Here is an 18122-nt window from a genome sequence, read left to right as displayed (position 1 = left end):
CCCGGGCGGCGAGAGCGCGCAGCGCCCAGCGGCCCGCCTGGCGCCGGTGGCCGAGCGCGGCGTGGTGAAAGGCGAGCTGGCCGTAGATGCGGGCCGCGCCGCGTGGATCGGCGGCCAGGCGGGGGTGGCGGGCGAGCATCCATTGGAGCCCGGCGATGCGGTCGCTCCAGCGGGCGACGTAGTGGGACGCGCCCCACCGGACCCGGACGAGGGGGCTGTCGACGTTCGCGATGGGCCGTCGCCGGGCGGCGCGCAGGGCGAGGTCCCAGTCTTCGTTCTGGCCGCCGGGGGCGCTCTCGTCGACCCAGAGCCCGCCGCGCCGGAACAGGAACGTGGACGAGTGCACCATGACCATGCGCGACCGGACGAGCTGGTCCTCGGTGACGGTGGTGGTGCCTGCCAGCCGTGGGACCCGGCGTCCGTCGTACTCGACCTCGATGCCGCAGCTCGCGAACTCGGCCCCGCCGTCGAGGGCGCGGGTCTGCGCGGCGAGCTTGCCCGGCAGCCAGACGTCGTCGTCGTCGCAGAACGCGATCAGGTCGGTGTCGCACGCGGCGATGCCGGTGTTGCGGGCGCCGGGCAGCCCTGGGGTGAGGCAGTTGGGCAGCACTCGTACGCGCCCGCCGCGAGGGACGGCGACGCCGGCCACCTGGTCCTCAACCGGCCCCGGATCGGCGCGGTCAGCGACGACGACGAGGGAGATCCTGCCGGGATGGTCCTGGGCCAGCACCGCACGGACGGCGGCACGCAGGTGCCGGGGCCGGTCGCCTCGCGTGGGGATCACCACGCCGACGGAGTGGATCATGGAGCTCCTCCCGGGGTGGGGTGAGACGGGTCAAGCCGGGGCCCCGCGGTAGCCGTATCTGGACCGGAGCGGCCAGGTGAGGGCGGTGACCAGCCCGCGCCGGGAGCCGGACCGCCACGAGTCGTCGAGCGCCAGCCCGAGCGGGCCGACCGTGAAGCGCATCGGGTTGCCGGAGGCGGTGTGGGCCATCGTGAGGCGGGCGGTCGAGCCGGTGACGAACGGCAGCTCGGCGGGCAGGCCCAGCTCCTGGGCCAGGGAGGTCAGCGTGGCGCGCGGATCGGTGACGAGATCCTCGTAGCGGAGCCTGGTCACCTGGGCGCCGCGGCGGGCGAGGAGGTCGAGCGCGAGGTTCTGGGCGGTCCAGTGGAGTGCGGTGCGGGCCGGGCTCCAGCGGGTCATCGGCCGGCCGTCCTCGGGGCGGCGGACCGTCCTGCGCCAGGAGTGGGCGACAGCACGCGGATCGCGCACCACATGGATCACGTGGATGGCGGCTCCGCCCGCCGCGAGGCAGTGGGCCAGGGAGGCGTGCTTGCTGGAGTCGATCACGACGCGCGCGCCCGCCGCGACCGCCGCCGCGTCGTAGACGCGCCGGTAGGTGCGGACGTATTCGGCCAGGTCGGGATGGCCGATGCGGAGGACCCTGCGTGTGCGGTCGACGCGATGCCGCAGCGCCAGCGCGCGGGTGGCCAGCGTCTCGCTCCAGCCCCCGAACGCCCGGTCGCCGACCTCGCGCCAGAACGGGCAGGCGGGGAACGGCTCGCCGCAGCCGCACGGCTCTCCCGCGAGCACGCCCCGTGCCCAGAGGTGCACCACCTCGCCGAGGGGCGCCACGCCGGGCAGCTCTCCCAGCAGCCTCTCGAGCAGCGTGGTGCCGCTGCGGCCGAGGCCGCCCAGGAAAACCACCCGGGTGCCGGTCGAAGGGTGAGTCACGGGGGAATGGGCTTTCACATCGTGGATACCTAGCGTGAAAACTCTACCACTCAGAGTAATCGAACGGTCACCGGAACACCAAAGGATCTACCGAAGCGGCGAACGCGAACGGCCCCCGCGGAACCGCGGGGGCCGTCGCGACGTGCCGCACCCAAGTGGGCGTCCCGGACCTCAAGGCGCCCCGGACCTCAGGGCGCCCCGGACCTCAGGGCGCCCCGGACCTCAGTGGGCGTCGATGATCATGCCGGCGCCGACCGTGCCGTTGGTGGCCTCGTCCACGAGGATGAAGCCGCCGGTGAGCCGGTTGCGCGCGTAGTCGTCCACGAACATCGGCTGGGTGACCCGGAGCGACACGCGCCCGATCTCGTTGAGCCCGAGCGACGTTGCCTCCTCGTCGCGGTGCAGCGTGTTGACGTCGAGGCGGTAGTGCAGGTCGCGCACGAGGGCGCGGGCCGTGCGGGTCGTGTGCTTGATGGCCAGCTTGGAGCGCGGGGCGAGCTTGGCGCCCTCGGTCATCCAGCAGACCATCGCCTCGAGGTCCTGGGCCACGTGCGGCTGGTTGTGGGGGCGGGCGATCATGTCGCCACGGGAGATGTCGAGGTCGTCCTCGAAGCGGAGCGTCACCGACATCGGAGGGAACGCCTCCTCCACCGGCCCGTCGAAGGTGTCGATGGAGGCGATCCGGGTGGTCAGGCCCGACGGCAGGTGCACGACCTCGTCGCCCGGCTTCAGCACGCCGCCCGCCACCTGGCCCGCGTAGCCGCGGTAGTCGTGGAAGGCGTGGTCGTTGGCCTTCTGCGGGCGGATGACGTACTGGACCGGGAACCGGACGTCGACCAGGTTGCGGTCGGAGGCGATGTGCACGTTCTCCAGGTGGTGGAGCAGCGACGAGCCGTTGTACCAGGGAGTGTTCTCCGACCGGGACACCACGTTGTCGCCGTTGAGCGCGGAGATCGGGATGAACGTCAGGTCGCCGACGTTGAGCTTCGAGGCGAAGGCGGTGAACTCCTCGCGGATCTCCTCGAACCGGTCCTCGGAGTAGTCGACCAGGTCCATCTTGTTGACCGCGAGCACCAGGTGCGGCACCCGGAGCAGCGAGGTCAGGAAGGCGTGGCGGCGCGACTGCTCCAGCACGCCCTTGCGGGCGTCGATCAGGATGATCGCCAGGTCTGCGGTGGAGGCGCCGGTGACCATGTTGCGGGTGTACTGGATGTGCCCGGGGGTGTCGGCGATGATGAACTTCCGCCGCGGCGTGGCGAAGTAGCGGTAGGCCACGTCGATGGTGATGCCCTGCTCCCGCTCGGCCCGCAGGCCGTCGGTGAGCAGCGACAGGTCGGTGTATTCGGTGCCGCGGTCGCGCGAGGTGCGCTCGACGGCCTCGAGCTGGTCCTCGAAGATCGCCTTGGAGTCGAAGAGCAGGCGCCCGATCAGGGTGGACTTGCCGTCGTCGACGCTTCCCGCCGTGGCGAAACGCAGAATGTCCATCGGTCTAGAAGTAGCCTTCCCGCTTGCGGTCCTCCATGGCGGCCTCCGAGGAGCGGTCGTCGGCCCTGGTGGCCCCGCGCTCGGTGATCCGGGTGGCCGCGATCTCCTCGATGATCTCCTCGACCGTGGCGGCCGTCGACTGGACGGCCCCGGTGCAGGTCATGTCGCCCACAGTGCGGTAGCGCACCACGGCCTCGAACAGCGGCTCGTCGTCGCCGCGCTGCACGACGTCGGAGTCGGGCAGCAGCATGCCGTCGCGCTCGAAGACCTTGCGGGTGTGGGTGAAGTAGATCGACGGGATCTCGATGCCCTCGCGCCGGATGTAGTCCCACACGTCGAGCTCGGTCCAGTTGGACAGCGGGAAGACGCGGATGTGCTCGCCCTTGCGGATGCGGGCGTTGTAGAGGTTCCACAGCTCGGGGCGCTGGTTCTTCGGGTCCCACTGGCCGAAGTCGTCGCGGAAGGAGAACACCCGCTCCTTGGCCCGCGCCTTCTCCTCGTCGCGGCGGGCGCCGCCGAAGACCGCGTCGAACTCGTGCTCCTCGATCGCGTCGAGGAGCGTGGTGGTCTGCAGCCTGTTGCGGGAGGCGCGCCGGCCGGTCTCCTCGACCACGCGACCGGCGTCGATCGAGTCCTGCACGCTGGCGACGATCAGCCGCACGCCCAGCTCGCGGGCCCGCCGGTCACGGAAGTCGATGACCTCGTCGAAGTTGTGGCCGGTGTCGACGTGCATGAGCGGGAAAGGGATCGCCGCCGGCCAGAACGCCTTCTCGGCGATGCGGAGCATGACGATGGAGTCCTTGCCGCCGGAGAAGAGCAGACAGGGGCGCTCGAACTCGGCCGCCACTTCGCGCATGATGTGAATGGCTTCGGCTTCGAGCACGTCGAGCTGCGACGTCGTGTAGTCGCGCTGGAGCATAGGAGCTTCCTCCGGCGTTTCAGCGGTGCAGGTCACGGATCCCGGCGAGCAAAGTAGACGCCAAGTCCGGTAGGGAAACCAGAATATCTGGTAGTGAGGGGTCTGCCTGGTTATAGGTCAGCGCCGCGCCGTCGATGCGGCTGGCGTAAGCTCCGGCCGCCTGCGCGACCGCCACGGGCGCGGCCGAGTCCCACTCGTACTGGCCGCCGGCGTGTACGTACGCCTCGACGTCACCGGTGAGCACCGCGGAGATCTTCGCCCCCGCGGACCCGATCGGGACCAGGTCGGCTCCGACGAGGTGGGCCAGGTTTCGCACGAACTCCGGCGGCCGGGTGCGGCTGACCGCGATGCGGAACCTGCCGCCCGCGAAGCCGGGCAGCTTGGGCGGCTCGGCCGTGCCGAGGGTGCGGCCCTGGGCGGGCAGCGCCACCGCTCCGGCGGTCAGCGTGCCCCGCTCCCACAGCGCCACGTGGACGGCCCAGTCGGACCTGCCCTCCTCGGAGAACTCGCGGGTGCCGTCGAGCGGGTCGACGATCCACACGCGCTCGGCCTCCAGCCTGCGCGGGTCGAGCCGCTCCTCGCGCGTGGCCTCTTCGGACAGCACGTGGTCGCTCGGGCGCAGCCGCTCCAGCGCCTCCATGAGGAAGAGGTGGGACGCACGGTCGCCGGCGGCGCGCAGGGCGGCTGGATCGGCGAAGCCCTCTCGCTCGCGGATGGCCAGCAAGCGCTCTCCGGCTTGGGTCGCCAGATCGGCGGCGAGGGAGTTGTCGTCGCGAATCGTCATCAATATGCTCCTTGCCCGCGGGCGACAGCCGACCAAGTCTTCCACAGGATCTGGAGGTCGAGCGTGAGGGACCAGTTCTCCACGTAACGCAAGTCCAGGCGGACGGATTCCTCCCATGTCAGGTCGGATCTGCCATTCACCTGCCACAACCCCGTGAGACCGGGCCGCACGAGCAACCTCCTGCGTACGTCGTCGCCGTAGCGGGCGACCTCTTCGGGTAGCGGCGGGCGCGGGCCCACCAGTGACATGTGGCCCAGGACCACGTTGATGAGCTGGGGCAGCTCGTCGAGCGAGTGACGCCGCATCAGCGCTCCGAGCGGGGTCACCCGTGGATCGTTCCGGATCTTGAACAGCACGCCGTCACCGTCGCTGACCAGCGTGATCTTCGCTTCCTCCGAGCCGCGCCGCATTGTGCGGAACTTCACGATGGTGAAGAGCCCGCCGTCCCTGCCGACCCTGGTCTGCCGGAACAGCGCGGGCCCGGGGCTGGTGGCGCGCACCGCGACGGCGAGCGCGACGAGCAGCGGGGACAGCATGACGAGCAGCGCGGCGGCCACCATCCGGTCGAAGAAGTTCTTGACCAGCTGGCGGGCACCGGTCAGCTCGGGATGCTCGACGTGCAGCAGCGGCAGCCCGGCGGCGGGCCGGATCGTGGTGCGCGGCCCGGCCACCTCCATCAGGGCCGGTGCCACCACCAGCTCGGTGTGCGTGCGCTCCAGCCGCCAGGCCAGCCGCCGCAGCGCCACGCCGTCCATCTCGGGGCAGGCCAGCACGGCCACGGTGTCGGCGCCGGCGTGACCCACCACGAGGGGCACGTCGCTGAAGTCGCCGGCGACCGGGACCCCGGCGATCGTCTCGCCCGGCGCGTCACCGGGCAGGCAGGCGGCGACGATCTCCATGCCGTGATGGCGTTCCTTGCGGAACAGCTGCACCAGCTCGGCGATCGAGGCGGCGTGGCCGACCGCCACGACCCTGCGCATGCAGGCCCCGCCCGCCCTGCGCCGGTGCAGCGAGCGGCGCAGCCGGTATCTGAGGACCAGGGTGAGGAATGTCACCAGCGGCAGGGCGAGCACCACGTAGCCGCGGGCGACGTCGGTCTTGGTCACGTAGGAGCCGATGGCCGTGATGGCGGTCAGCGCCACACCGCACCGCGCGACGCGGCGGAACTCCTCGGAGCCGATGCCGATCATGCGCGGCTCGTAGGCCCGGTTGAGCGCGACCGCGCAGATCCACACCCAGGGCAGCGCCGCGCTCACCAGCACGTACGGCAGGACGTACGCGGTGAACTCGCCGAACCTGAGGAAGAAGGCGGCAGCCGCCCCGGCGCCGGCACCCAGGAAGTCGGAGACCACGGCCCGCATGCGGTAGGCCCGCATCCAGACCGGCTGGTGCGGACCGACCCGCCACGCGGCGTCATGCCCGATGCCCACGACGGTCATCAGCCTTTCGCCGTCGTTCAACGCACGCCTCCACGCGACCGGATGTCAGCAGACAGTCACCAGATCGTAGCGCTGCGCAGCGACAGGGAGGCTCGAACGAACCTATGCGGCGATCAGCGAGGAGGGCCGGAAATCTTGAGATCTGCCCGATGGAACTCGTTCTGCGTGGCTTCGAGGCCGCGCTCCATCAGCGACTCGATCACGTCGGCGGCGCGGTCCACCAGGAAGGGCAGGTCCTTGCGCTCGGCGGTGGCGAAGTCCTTGAGCACGAAGGCGGCCGGGTCCATGCGGCCGGGCGGGCGCCCGATGCCGAAGCGGACCCGCAGGTAGTCGCGGGTGCCGAGGGACTTGGTGATCGCTTTGAGCCCGTTGTGGCCGTTGTCGCCGCCGCCGAGCTTGGCCCGCAGCGCGCCGTAGGGGACGTCGAGCTCGTCGTGGACCACGATCAGCCGGTCGGGCCCGATCTTGTAGAAGTCGGACAGGGCCTTCACGGGGCCGCCGGACAGGTTCATGTAGGTGAGCGGCTTGGCCAGCACCGCGCCGCGGGTCTCCAGCACCTCAGCCCTGCTCTTGTGCGCCTTGAACCGCCCGCCCGCCCTGGAGGCGAGCTCGTCGAGCGCCATGAAGCCGGCGTTGTGCCGGTTGCCCGCGTATTCGGGGCCCGGGTTGCCCAACCCGACGATGAGCCAGCGGTCCATGAGTTCCCCTTGTGCGGAAACGGGGCAGCCGACCGTGCCGGCTGCCCCGTCGGTGAAGACTTGCCCGTGACTACTCGGCGGCCTCGGCGGTCTCGCCCTCGGCGGCCTCGGCGGCCTCGCCCTCGGCGGCCTCCTCCTCGACCGGGGCCTCGGTCGGCTTGGCGATGACGTGGAGCACGACGGTCTCGGGGTCGGCGGCCAGCGTGGCGCCCCGCGGCAGGCTGAGGTCGCCGGCGGTGACGCTGGTGCCCACCTCCAGGCCGTCGACGTCGACCTCGACGCCGCTCGGGATCTGGGTGGCCTCGGCCTCGACCGAGATGGCCATGAGCTGCTGGTCGAGCAGGCCCTCGGGGTTGACGTCGCCGACCGCGACGACCGGGATCTCGACGGTGACCTTCTCGCCCCGCTTGACCAGGAGCAGGTCGACGTGCTCGACGAAGCCCTTGATCGGGTCGCGCTGGACGCCCTTGGGCAGGGCCAGCTCGTCGACGCCGTCGCCCTTGAGGCGGATCAGCACGTTGGGCGTGCGCAGGGCGAGCAGGACCTCGTGGCCGGGCAGGGTGAGGTGCTTGGGGTCGATGCCGTGGCCGTAGAGGACGGCCGGGATCTTGTCGGCGCGGCGGATCTTGCGCGCGGCGCCCTTGCCGAACGTGGTGCGCGGCTCGGCGGCGATACGTACTTCGGACACGACATCTCCTAGGGATGCTCGGGATCGGATCGTGCGGCGCTCACCCTCACCCGCCCTAGCGGAAGGCGTTACGAGCGCAACCAGCCCAGTTTACCGGCTCAGGTGTCACCCTCGAACATGCTTGTGACGGAGCCGTCGGTGAAGACCTCGGTGATCGCGCGGGCGATCAGCGGGGCGATGGACAGGACCGTCAGCTTGTCGAACCGGTTGGCGGCCGGCAGGGGCAGCGTGTTGGTGACGATGACCTCGCTGATGCGGGAGTTCTTCAGCCTGTCGACCGCGGGGTCGGAGAAGACGGCGTGCGTGGCCGCCACGATCACGTTGGTCGCGCCCTGGTCGTAGAGCGCGTCGGCCGCCTTGCAGATGGTGCCCGCGGTGTCGATCATGTCGTCGATCAGCACGCAGGTGCGGCCGCGCACCTTTCCGACGACCTCGTTGACCTTGACGGTGTTGGCGACGTCGAGGTCGCGCCGCTTGTGGATGAAGGCCATCGGCGTGCCGAGGGTGTCGGCCCACCGCTCCGACAGCCGCACGCGGCCGGTGTCGGGCGAGACGACGGTGGTGTTGGCCAGGTCGAGCTTGTTCTTCAGGTAGCTCTCCAGCACCGGCATCGCGAACAGGTGGTCGACGGGGCCGTCGAAGAAGCCCTGGATCTGCGAGGTGTGCAGGTCGATGGACATGAGCCGGTCGGCGCCCGCGGTCTTGAACATGTCGGCCATCAGCCTGGCGGTGATGGGCTCGCGGCCGCGGCCCTTCTTGTCCTGCCTGGCGTAGCCGAAGAACGGCATGACCACGGTGATGCGCTTGGCGGAGGCCCGCTTGAGCGCGTCGACCATGATGAGCTGCTCCATGATCCACTTGTTGATGGGGCTGGAGTGGCTCTGGATCACGAAGGCGTCGCAGCCGCGTACGGACTCGAGGTAGCGCGCGTAGATCTCACCGTTGGCGAAGTCGACCAGCTTGGTCGGGGTGAGCGAGACGCCGATGTGCTGGGCGACCTCCTCGGCCAGCTCGGGATAGGCCCGGCCGGAGAAGAGCATGAGGTTCTTCTCTCCGGGCTGTTTGATGCTGGTCATGACCCACTCTCCTGCTGCTCCTGCTCGGCCAGCGCCCGCTCGGCCGCCGCCGCCGACTTCGTGCCCGCGCGCCTGCGCAAGACCCATTTCTCGATGTTGCGCTGTCGCGCCCGCGCCACGCCGATCGCGCCCGGCGGCACGTCGCCGTCGATGACCGAGCCCGCCGCCGTGTAGGCGCCGTCGCCCACGGTCACGGGGGCGACGAGCATGGTGTCACACCCGACGAACGCGCCGTCGCCGACCACGCTGCGGTGCTTGCCGACGCCGTCGTAGTTGACGAAGACCACGGCCGCGCCGATGTTGACGTCGTCGCCGATCGTGGCGTCACCCGCGTAGGACAGGTGCGGCACCTTGGACCGCTCGCCGACCTGCGAGTTCTTCATCTCTACGAACGTACCCGCCTTGGAGTCGCGGCCGAGGACCGTGCCCGGCCGCAGGTAGGCGTACGGCCCGACGCTGGCGCCGGGGCCCACGACGGCGCCGTCGCAGACGGCGTTGCGCACGGCGGCGCCCGCGCCGACCCGGGTGTCGGTCAGCGTGGTCGCGGGGCCGACCTGCGCGCCGGCCTCGACGAGGGTACGGCCGTGGAGCTGCGTGCCCGGATGGACGACCGCGTCGGCCTCGATCTCCACGCCCACGTCGATCCAGGTGGAGGCCGGGTCGACGACCGTGACCCCGGCCCGCATGTGCCGCTCCAGCACGCGCTGGTTGAGCGCCTTGCGCGCCGTGGCGAGCTGCACCCGGTCGTTGACGCCCTCCACCTCGGCGAAGTCGGCCGCGACGTGCGCGCCCACCCGGTGGCCGTCCTCCCGCAGGATGGACAGCACGTCGGTGAGGTACTCCTCGCCCTGGGCGTTGTCGGTGGACACCCGCTTGACGGCGTCGGCGAGAAGCAGGCCGTCGAACGCGTAGATGCCGGAGTTCATCTCCTTGACGGCGCGCTGCCCTGGGTCGGCGTCCTTCTCCTCCACGATCTTGAGCACGGCGCCCGTGGAGTCGCGGATGATGCGGCCGTACCCCGTCGGATCGGGCACCTCGGCGGTGAGCACGGTCACCGCGTTGCCCTCGGCGGCGTGCCGCCGGAGCAGCTCGGCGAGGGTCTCGGCACGCAGCAGCGGGACGTCTCCGTAGGTGACGAGCACCGTGCCGGCGATCGTGCCCGCCTCCTCCAGCGCGGTGCGGACGGCGTGGCCGGTGCCCCGCTGCTCGCGCTGGACGACGGCGCGCGCGTCGGGGCTGGTCTCGGCCAGATGGGCGCCGACGCGCTCGCGGGCGTGGCCGATGACGACGATGAGGCGCTCGGGACCGAGGTCGCGGGCGGCTTGGAGCATGTGGTCGAGCAGGGCCCGACCGCACACCTCGTGAAGGACTTTCGGGGTCTGGCTCTTCATCCGGGTGCCCTCGCCGGCGGCGAGGACGATCACGGCGGCCGGGCGCGGCACACTCACGGACTGAGGCTCCCTGTGACTGGACGGATCTGGGGTGCGGCTACCGCACCGCTACCCTCCCGACACCGCGAGGATACCTGTAGCGGTCCGGCTCTCTCGCGCAGGCAACGCCCTAAGAGCTCCCGGAAGAGGACTCGAACCCCTACAAAGTGGACCAAAACCACTTGTCCTGCCGATTAGACGATCCGGGACCAATCGGGACACCTGGCGCGCCCGACCACACCTACGATACCGAGCCCGCCGCCTGCCGCGCGCCCGCAATACGGCCTGATCGGATCACCGTCACGTCACGACCGGAGGCTGGAGAGCCCGTTACCTATCACACACTCGCACCTGAGGTCTTACTTACTTACGATGGCGTAGGTTACGGTGGCGTAGGCCGGACATTCATCCTCATACACCCTGAAAGCTCATACACCCTGAAGCTCATACACCTGAAAGGCAGCGCATGACTGTTCTCGCCGAACGTCCCGCACCAGGACCGAAGCCTGACTTCGAACCCGAACCGCGCAGCAAGGCCGAGCTCGTCACGTTCGCACTGGTGGTGGGCCTGCCCCTGATCGCGATCGCGGCCGCCGTGCCGCTCGCCTGGGGATGGGGCCTCGGCTGGACGGACATCGCGATCGCGTTCGTCTTCTACATCGTCTCGGGACTCGGCGTCACCGTCGGGTTGCACCGCTACTTCACGCACGGCTCGTTCAAGGCCAAGAGGCCGCTGAAGATCGCGATGGGCATCGCGGGCAGCCTCTCGCTGGAGATGTCCGTGCTCGACTGGGTCGCCACTCACCGCAAGCACCACAAGTTCTCCGACAAGGAGGGCGACCCGCACTCCCCGTGGCGCTTCGGTCCGGGCTTCAGGTCGCTGTCCAAGGGCCTGCTCTACGCGCACATGGGCTGGCTGTTCGACGCCGAGCGCACCAACCGCGAGAAGTACGCCCCCGACCTGTGCAAGGACGAGGACGTCATGAAGCTGCACAGGTGGTTCGGCGCCATGGCCGTCACGTCGATCGTGCTGCCCGGCGTCCTCGGCGGTCTGATCACCTGGTCCTGGCAGGGCGCGCTGACCGCGTTCTTCTGGGGGACGCTGGTGCGCATCGGCCTGCTGCACCACGTGACCTGGTCGATCAACTCGATCTGCCACGTGTTCGGCGAGGAGGAGTTCCAGGTGCGCGACAAGTCGCGCAACGTGTGGTGGCTGGCGATCCCGTCCTTCGGCGAGTCCTGGCACAACCTGCACCACTCCGACCCGACCTGCGCGCGGCACGGCGCGCTGAAGGGGCAGATCGACCTGAGCGCCGGTCTCATCCGGATCTTCGAGCGGCTCGGCTGGGTCTACGACGTGCGCTGGCCGACGCCCGAGCGACTGGCGGCGAAGCGGCTTGCCTGACGCCAATCCGTTGGTGAGCGGTCCTTCATCCGGGACCGCCATTATGGAGACCGTGACCGAACCCCGATCTCGCAGGCGCATGTCCGGAAGCGAGCGAAGAGAGCAGCTGATCCACATCAGCCGCACGCTGTTCGCCGAGAAGGGGTTCGACGGGACCTCTATCGAGGAGATAGCGGCGACGGCGCAGGTGTCGAAACCGGTGGTCTACGAGCACTTCGGCGGCAAGGAGGGCGTCTACGCGGTCGTCGTGGACCGCGAGATGCAGAAGCTGCTGACCATGATCACCGAGGCGCTGTCCGCGTCCCACTCGCTGGTCAAGCTGGAGCGGGCGGCGCTGGCCCTGCTGCGCTACATCGAGGAGAGCAGCGAGGGGTTCCGCATCCTGGTGCGCGACTCCCACGCCGCGTCGGGCACGGGCACGTTCGCGAGCCTGATCAGCGAGATCGCCAGCCAGGTCGAGGACGTGCTCGCCGACGAGTTCGCGGCCCGGGGCTACGACCCGAAGCTCGCGCCCATGTACGCCCAGATGCTGGTGGGCATGGTGGCCCTGACCGGCCAGTGGTGGCTCGACGTGCGCAAGCCGGGCCGCGAGGAGGTCGCCGCCCACCTGGTCAACCTCGCCTGGAACGGCCTGACCGGGCTCAACCCGCAGCCGGCGATCACCGCCACCACGCGGGCGCACGAGCCGGGCGGCGCCAAGGCGCGCACGGGCGACAAGGAGCTGCGTGAGCTGGAGAAGGTCCGCGACAAGGAGCTCAAGGAGGCCGAGAAGGCCCGCGAGAAAGAGCTGCGGGAGGCCGAGAAGGCGCGCCAGCGCGAGCTGCGGGAGGCGGAGAAGGTCAGGGCCCGCGAGCTGAAGGAGCGCGAGCGCCTGCTCAAGGAGGCGGAGAAGGAACGCGAGCGGCAGTTGCGGGAGGCGGAGAAGGCCCGCGAGCGCGAGGACAAGCTGCGCCAGCGCGAGGCCAGGCTGGCCGAGCGGGTCGCCCGCCTCGGTCAGGGCGAGCAGCCCGAGTAGTCGTTGCCACTTAGTTAACGTTCCGTTCAGACTAATGGGGCATATTTCTCATATGTCCGCTGAAGTGCTGCAACCTGGAAGTGATCTGCCACTCCCTCAAGAAAGGTTCCTCAACCGCGAGGAGAGCTGGCTGCAGTTCAACGAGCGCGTGCTGGAGCTGGCGGAGGATCCCTCCCTCCCCCTCCTGGAACGCGTCCGCTTCCTGGCCATCTTCGCGAGCAACCTCGACGAGTTCTTCCGGGTACGGGTGGCGGGCCTCAAACGGCGCATGGCCACCGGCCTGCTGCTGCGGACGAAGAGCGGGCTCAAGCCACGTGAGGAGCTGGCCAGGATCGCCACCGTCGCCGAGGGGCTGGCCAAGCGGCATGCGGCGGCCTTCCACGAGCAGATCTGTCCGCAGCTGGGCGGCGAGGGCATCGAGATCGCCCGCTGGGACGACCTGGGCCGCGAGGAGCGCACGGAGCTGCGCAAGCTGTTCAGGGAGCGGATCAGGCCGGTCCTGACGCCGCTCGCCGTCGATCCCGCCCACCCGTTCCCGTACATCTCCGGCCTCAGCCTCAACCTGGCCGTCGTGGTGCGCAATCCCTCCACCGACCACACCGTGTTCGCGCGGGTGAAGGTCCCCTCGCAGCTCCCCAGGTTCGTGCCCGCGTCCAAGGACAGGTTCGTACCACTTGAGGACGTCATCGCGGCGCACCTCGGGCAGCTCTTCAAGGGCATGGAGATCGTCCAGCACCACGTCTTCCGCGTGACCAGGAACGAGGACCTCGACGTCGACGAGGACGTCACCGAGAACCTCATGCAGGCCCTGGAGAAGGAGCTGCTCAAGCGGCGCTTCGGTCCACCCGTCCGGCTGGAGGTCGAGGACACCATCTCGCCCGAGGTGCTGGACCTCCTGGTGGAGGAGCTGGGCGTCGCCCCGCACGAGATCTACCGCATCGCCGGGCCGCTGGACCTGACCGGCCTGCACGCCATCGCCGACCTCGACCGCGGCGAGCTCAGCTACCGCCCCTTCGTCCCGGCCGAGCGGGTGAACGCCGAGGACGACATCTTCGGCCTGCTGCGCGAGCGCGACGTGCTGCTCCACCACCCGTACGACTCGTTCGCGACCAGCGTGCAGCGCTTCATCGAGGTGGCCGCCGCCGACCCGAGGGTCCTGGCCATCAAGCAGACCCTCTACCGCACCAGCGGCGACTCCCCCATCGTGGACGCGCTGATCGACGCGGCCGAGGCGGGCAAGCAGGTCGTGGTCGTCGTGGAGATCAAGGCCCGCTTCGACGAGCACGCCAACATCTCCTGGGCCCGCAAGCTGGAGCGCGCCGGCTGCCACGTGGTGTACGGCGTGGTCGGGCTGAAGACCCACTGCAAGCTCGCCCTCGTCGTACGGCAGGAGCCGTCCGGCGAGCTGCGCCGCTACTGCCACATCGGCACCGGCAACTACAACCCCAAGACCGCCCGCCAGTACGAGGACTTCGGGCTGCTCACCGCGGACCCCCTGGTCGGCGAGGACGTCACGGACCTGTTCATCCACCTGACCGGCTACTCCAACCACTCGGCCTACCGCCGGCTGCTGGTCGCGCCGCACTCGCTGCGCGGCGGCCTGCTGGCCAGGATCGAACGGGAGATCGCGCACCAGGAGGCCGGCCGCCCGGCGCGTATCAGGATCAAGACCAACTCGCTGGTGGACGAGCCGCTCATCGACGCGCTCTACCGCGCCTCCAGGGCCGGCGTGCCGGTGGACCTCTGGGTGCGGGGCGTCTGCATCCTGCGTCCTGGCATCCCCGGCCTGTCCGAGAACATCCGGGTCCGGTCGGTGCTGGGACGCTTCCTGGAGCACTCCCGGGTCTACGAGTTCGGCCTGGGCAGGCGGCCGGAGGTGTGGATCGGCAGCGCCGACCTGATGCGCCGCAACCTGGACCGCCGGGTGGAGGCCCTGGTCAAGGTCACCTCCCAGCCGCACAAGGCGTACCTGATCGAGCTGATGGACATCGCCATGGCCGACATGACGAACGCGTGGGTGCTCAACTCCGACGGCACCTGGGTCCGCCACCCCGGCCAGGACCTGCAGAGCCACCTCATCGGCACGCGCCGCTGGAGGACCGTTGATGACTGACCCGCTCCTCGCCGCCGGAGCCGTCGTGTGGCGGGGCGACGAGAGCCGCCCCGAGGTGGTCGTCATCCACCGCCCCGCGTACGACGACTGGACCTTCCCCAAGGGCAAGCTCAAGCCCGGCGAGCACTCCATCGCCGCCGCGCTGCGCGAGGTGCGCGAGGAGACGGGCATGACCGTGGCGCTCGGCCGCGCCCTGCCGCCCGTCCACTACCTGCGCCAGGAACGGCTGAAGCGGGTGGACTACTGGTCGGCCCGGGTGCTGGAGCGGGAGGAGTTCGTCCCCGGGGAGGAGGTCGACGAGCTGCGCTGGCTGCCGGTGGACGAGGCGCGCGGGCTGCTCACCTACGAATGGGACGCGGGCCTGCTGCGCGCGCTGCTCGGCGCGCCGCTCGACACCGTCCCCCTCGTCCTGATCCGGCACGGCTCCGCCGGCTCCCGCCAGGACTGGCGGGGCGACGACGCGCTGCGGCCGCTCGACGCGGAGGGCGAGGCGCAGGCGGCGACCCTGGCGACCGTGCTGCCCGCCTACCGGCCGGAGGTGCTGATGAGCTCGCCGAGCCTCCGGTGCGTCCAGACGCTGGAGCCGTACGCCGCAGCCGTCGGGGCCGACATCAGGCTGGACCCGCTGCTCAGCGAGGAGGACCGGGACCCGGACAAGACCCCGGCCCTGGTCGCCGACCTGCGCGTGCCCGCGGCGGTGTGCAGCCACGGCAAGGTGCTGCCCGACCTGATCGGGGCGCTGAGCGGCAAGGAGGTCCACCTGCGCAAGGGCACGTTCGCCGTGCTCCACCGCACCGGCGATCGCGTGATCAGCGTGGAGCGCTACGCCACCTGACGTCCCGGCCCGGCTAGAGGATCTTGCCGGCCTTCTTCACCGTGTCTGCCCAGACCTCGGGGAACCGGTCGTGCGCCCGCTCCGCCTCCGCGCGTTCCAGTCCGATCAGCAGGCCGTAGGTGAAGGTGTCCTCGCCCGACTGGCGGGCGCTCTCCGCCTCCTTGGCCAGCGTCTCCTGCGCGACCACGCCGTCCTGGTGCGCGCCGAGCACCTCCTGGACGGCCTCGGCCAGCCCGGCCAGCTTGCCCATCCCCGAGCCGATCGCCGGCCGGAGCGCCTCGGCGGTGTAGCGGGCGCGCTTGGCCGCCTTGCGCACGTCGTGCATGGCGATCTCGCGGCGCTCGGGGTCGTCGATCGCCTGGGCGGTGTCGTACGCCTTCGTGACGCGACGCCAGTTCGCGCCCGCCACGTTGACGAGCCTGTCCTTCGCCGGATCGGCCGCCGCCTTGGTCAGCTCCGGCATCCTCACCAGCGTGTCGAGCGCGTCGAGCAGCGCGTAGTAGCGGTCGCCGCTCAGCGTCTCGCGGATCCGGGCGTACGCCTCGTTCTCGCGCTCGCCCAGGTCCGCGCCGAGCCTGGCCTGGATCGGGCCCGAGACCAGCTCGGGGGCCAGCTCGGCCAGCCTGCCGGCGAACCTGGCTCTGATCACCTCCAGGTCGCGGACCTCGCCGAGCACGGTGCCCAGCCACTTCAGCTCGTCCTGGACCTGCCCGGTCCCGGTCACGATGGTCTTGAACGCCTTGAGCGCGCTGCGCAGCCTGCGAGAGGCGACGCGCATCTGGTGCACGGCGTCCTCCTCGGCCCGCCGTACCCGGGGGTCCTGCGAGAGGAGAGCGGCCACCTGGCCGGCGAGATAGCCGACGACCACCTCGCCCGCGCTCCCTGGCGCCGTCTCGGCCTCGGGGACGGGGGCGGGGGCGAGCAGCCTGGCGAGCTTGCTGGCCGACCCGGACGGGGCGGCGCCCGCCTTGCGCAGGCGCTTGCCGACCTTGCCCAGCAGCTTCTCGTCCCCGGCCAGCAGCTCCGCCTCCACCTCGCGCCAGCGGACGATCCTCGGCTCCTCGCCGAACGCGGTGCCCTTGACGCGGTCGTCGGCGACCTCGACCAGCTTCGTCTCGCCGTCGCAGACGAAGGTGACGCTCCTGCGGGTGTCCAGCTCGGCCACCGGCTGGAGCTCCGCGCCGCGCGTATAGGCACGTACGAGCTCGGCCAGCTCCTGGGGCACCACCTTCGTGCTTCGGGTCAGCGGGCGGGTGATCTCCTGCCGTACCCCCTTGGCCTTGGGCAGCTTCAGATGCCAGCCGGCATCGTCACCCCCGCGCCTGCGCCGGAGCGTGACGCCCCGGGCCGCCAGGCGCAGATCGGGAGTGTCGTAGTACAGGGCCACGAGCTGGTAGCTCTTGGGCCCCACCACCTGCCCCAGCTTGCCCAGGTCCGGGACAGCGTATTCGGGAGGTACGTCGAACTTGTCCTCGATCTCGATGCCCACTGCACCTCGCAAAGTCCGATTTCCACCAATAATGCCACCGTTGGGCGAACGCCTGGCAGCCCCCGCCCTCTGGAGACGGTAGCCCGGCCCCCACCCTCACCCAACCCCCATCACTCCCCGATCTCAGTCACCCGCCGTAACCCCATCCCCGGCCGCCAAATGAGAGCGGCCCATACGGCTCACCGGCCCGCCGGGCACCGTCACTCCGCCACGGGCGCGGGCTCCTTCCTCCCCACCACGAAGACCCGCCGGAACGGGAACGGCGTGCCGTACTCCTTGGCCGGGTAGGCCCGCCCGAGCAGCGGCGCGAGGTCGGCGACGAACCTCCGGCGCTCGTCGTCGTCCAGCCGGTCGAAGATCGGCCGCAGGGCGGTGCCGGAGATCCAGTTCAGCACCGCGTTCTCGCCCTGGAGAACGTGCGTGTACGTGGTCTCCCAGGCGTCGACCCGGCAGCCGTTGCCGATCAGCAGGTCGAGGTAGTCGCCCGGGTCGCCCACGGGGCTGGACCGGTCGAAGTCGCCGAGCCGTTCCGACCACGCCGGCGACCCGCACAGCTCGCGGATCGCCAGGTGGCTCGGGGCGTCGAAGTTGCCCGGCACCTGGAACGCCAGCCACCCTCCCGGCACGAGCGTCTCCACCCAGTGCTCAAGCACGTCGCGGTGGGACGGCACCCACTGCAGCACGGCGTTGGACACCAGCATGTCGACCCCCCGGTCGGGCCGCCACATCGTCACGTCCGCTACCGTGAACCTCGGTGCGGCGCGCAGCTCCCTCGCCTTGGCGATCATCGCGGGCGAGGAGTCGAAGCCCTCCACCGTCGCCTCCGGCCAGCGGCGGGCGAGCTCCAGCGTGAGCTCTCCGCTGCCGCAACCGGCGTCGACGACATAGGCAGGTTTGTCGGCCCCCACTCTGGCGATCAGATCGTAGAACGGTCGCGACCGCTCATCGGCGAACCTGGCGTAGGTCGCGGGATCCCAGATATCTCTCGACATAAAGATTATTGGTACCGAG

General features: G+C 70.4%; 16 protein-coding genes and 1 tRNA gene. 4 read left to right on the top strand and 13 right to left on the bottom strand.

Going from position 1 to position 18122, the window contains the following annotated elements; genetic code table 11:
- The 11 genes from DQW85_RS21005 to DQW85_RS20955 all read right to left on the bottom strand — a co-directional run.
- Positions 1–805 (bottom strand): glycosyltransferase family 2 protein (locus DQW85_RS21005; RefSeq protein ID WP_162795164.1); only part of this gene is annotated, 805 nt, incomplete at its 3' end.
- A gap of 30 nt (positions 806–835) precedes the next feature.
- Positions 836–1735, bottom strand: coding sequence for a sulfotransferase family protein (locus DQW85_RS21000; RefSeq protein WP_113701998.1), 900 nt, complete (start codon positions 1733–1735; stop codon positions 836–838).
- Positions 1736–1957: 222 nt separating this feature from the next.
- Positions 1958–3220 carry a sulfate adenylyltransferase subunit CysN gene (gene cysN, locus DQW85_RS20995; RefSeq protein ID WP_113701997.1) on the bottom strand — a complete coding sequence of 421 codons (1263 nt, stop codon included), beginning with the start codon at positions 3218–3220 and terminating at the stop codon, positions 1958–1960.
- A 4-nt stretch (positions 3221–3224) separates the two neighbouring features.
- Positions 3225–4139 carry a sulfate adenylyltransferase subunit CysD gene (cysD, locus tag DQW85_RS20990; protein WP_113701996.1) on the bottom strand — a complete coding sequence of 305 codons (915 nt, stop codon included), beginning with the start codon at positions 4137–4139 and terminating at the stop codon, positions 3225–3227.
- Between the two features lie 19 nt (positions 4140–4158).
- On the bottom strand, positions 4159–4923 hold the full coding sequence (locus DQW85_RS20985) for a 3'(2'),5'-bisphosphate nucleotidase CysQ (RefSeq protein WP_205315274.1): 765 nt from the start codon (positions 4921–4923) through the stop codon (positions 4159–4161).
- The gene (locus tag DQW85_RS20980; RefSeq protein ID WP_113702003.1) at positions 4923–6362 is read right to left on the bottom strand and encodes a sugar transferase; all 1440 of its coding nucleotides are present in this window, start codon (positions 6360–6362) and stop codon (positions 4923–4925) included. The genes DQW85_RS20985 and DQW85_RS20980 overlap by 1 nt, the downstream gene beginning before the upstream one ends.
- Before the next feature lie 113 nt (positions 6363–6475).
- A complete protein-coding gene (gene pth / locus DQW85_RS20975) occupies positions 6476–7060 on the bottom strand; it encodes an aminoacyl-tRNA hydrolase (RefSeq protein WP_113701994.1) in 585 nt (194 codons plus the stop codon).
- A gap of 70 nt (positions 7061–7130) precedes the next feature.
- On the bottom strand, positions 7131–7748 hold the full coding sequence (locus tag DQW85_RS20970) for a 50S ribosomal protein L25/general stress protein Ctc (RefSeq protein WP_113701993.1): 618 nt from the start codon (positions 7746–7748) through the stop codon (positions 7131–7133).
- 98 nt (positions 7749–7846) lie between these two features.
- The gene (locus tag DQW85_RS20965) at positions 7847–8824 is read right to left on the bottom strand and encodes a ribose-phosphate diphosphokinase (protein ID WP_113701992.1); all 978 of its coding nucleotides are present in this window, start codon (positions 8822–8824) and stop codon (positions 7847–7849) included.
- Positions 8821–10272 carry a bifunctional UDP-N-acetylglucosamine diphosphorylase/glucosamine-1-phosphate N-acetyltransferase GlmU gene (glmU, locus tag DQW85_RS20960; RefSeq protein WP_113701991.1) on the bottom strand — a complete coding sequence of 484 codons (1452 nt, stop codon included), beginning with the start codon at positions 10270–10272 and terminating at the stop codon, positions 8821–8823. Before glmU ends, DQW85_RS20965 begins: the two co-directional genes overlap by 4 nt.
- Positions 10273–10391: 119 nt before the next feature.
- Positions 10392–10463 (bottom strand) — tRNA-Gln (locus DQW85_RS20955).
- 257 nt (positions 10464–10720) lie between these two features.
- Between DQW85_RS20955 and DQW85_RS20950 the strand changes: the two genes are divergently transcribed.
- Genes DQW85_RS20950 through DQW85_RS20935 form a run of 4 tightly spaced genes read left to right on the top strand, consistent with a single transcriptional unit; the run spans position 10721 to position 15622 of the window.
- On the top strand, positions 10721–11659 hold the full coding sequence (locus DQW85_RS20950; RefSeq protein WP_113701990.1) for an acyl-CoA desaturase: 939 nt from the start codon (positions 10721–10723) through the stop codon (positions 11657–11659).
- 43 nt (positions 11660–11702) lie between these two features.
- Positions 11703–12674, top strand: a complete 972-nt coding sequence (locus DQW85_RS20945) for a TetR/AcrR family transcriptional regulator (protein WP_113701989.1) — start codon at positions 11703–11705, stop codon at positions 12672–12674.
- A gap of 52 nt (positions 12675–12726) precedes the next feature.
- Entirely contained in the window at positions 12727–14787 is a 2061-nt protein-coding gene (locus DQW85_RS20940) for an RNA degradosome polyphosphate kinase (RefSeq protein WP_113701988.1), read from the top strand.
- Positions 14780–15622 carry an NUDIX hydrolase gene (locus DQW85_RS20935; RefSeq protein ID WP_113701987.1) on the top strand — a complete coding sequence of 281 codons (843 nt, stop codon included), beginning with the start codon at positions 14780–14782 and terminating at the stop codon, positions 15620–15622. The genes DQW85_RS20940 and DQW85_RS20935 overlap by 8 nt, the downstream gene beginning before the upstream one ends.
- 13 nt (positions 15623–15635) lie before the next feature.
- Here DQW85_RS20935 and DQW85_RS20930 read toward each other — a convergent pair whose 3' ends face one another.
- Together DQW85_RS20930 and DQW85_RS20925 are read right to left on the bottom strand one after the other, a co-directional pair.
- Positions 15636–17111, bottom strand: a complete 1476-nt coding sequence (locus DQW85_RS20930) for a CYTH and CHAD domain-containing protein (RefSeq protein WP_113701986.1) — start codon at positions 17109–17111, stop codon at positions 15636–15638.
- 200 nt (positions 17112–17311) lie between these two features.
- Complete coding sequence (locus DQW85_RS20925) at positions 17312–18103, bottom strand: trans-aconitate 2-methyltransferase (protein WP_240197322.1); 792 nt, start codon at positions 18101–18103, stop codon at positions 17312–17314.
- Positions 18104–18122 lie beyond the last annotated feature (19 nt).

The organism is Nonomuraea lactucae (assembly GCF_003313395.1).
Lineage (GTDB): Bacteria > Actinomycetota > Actinomycetes > Streptosporangiales > Streptosporangiaceae > Nonomuraea > Nonomuraea lactucae.
This window is presented reverse-complemented; position numbering and strand designations above follow the sequence as displayed.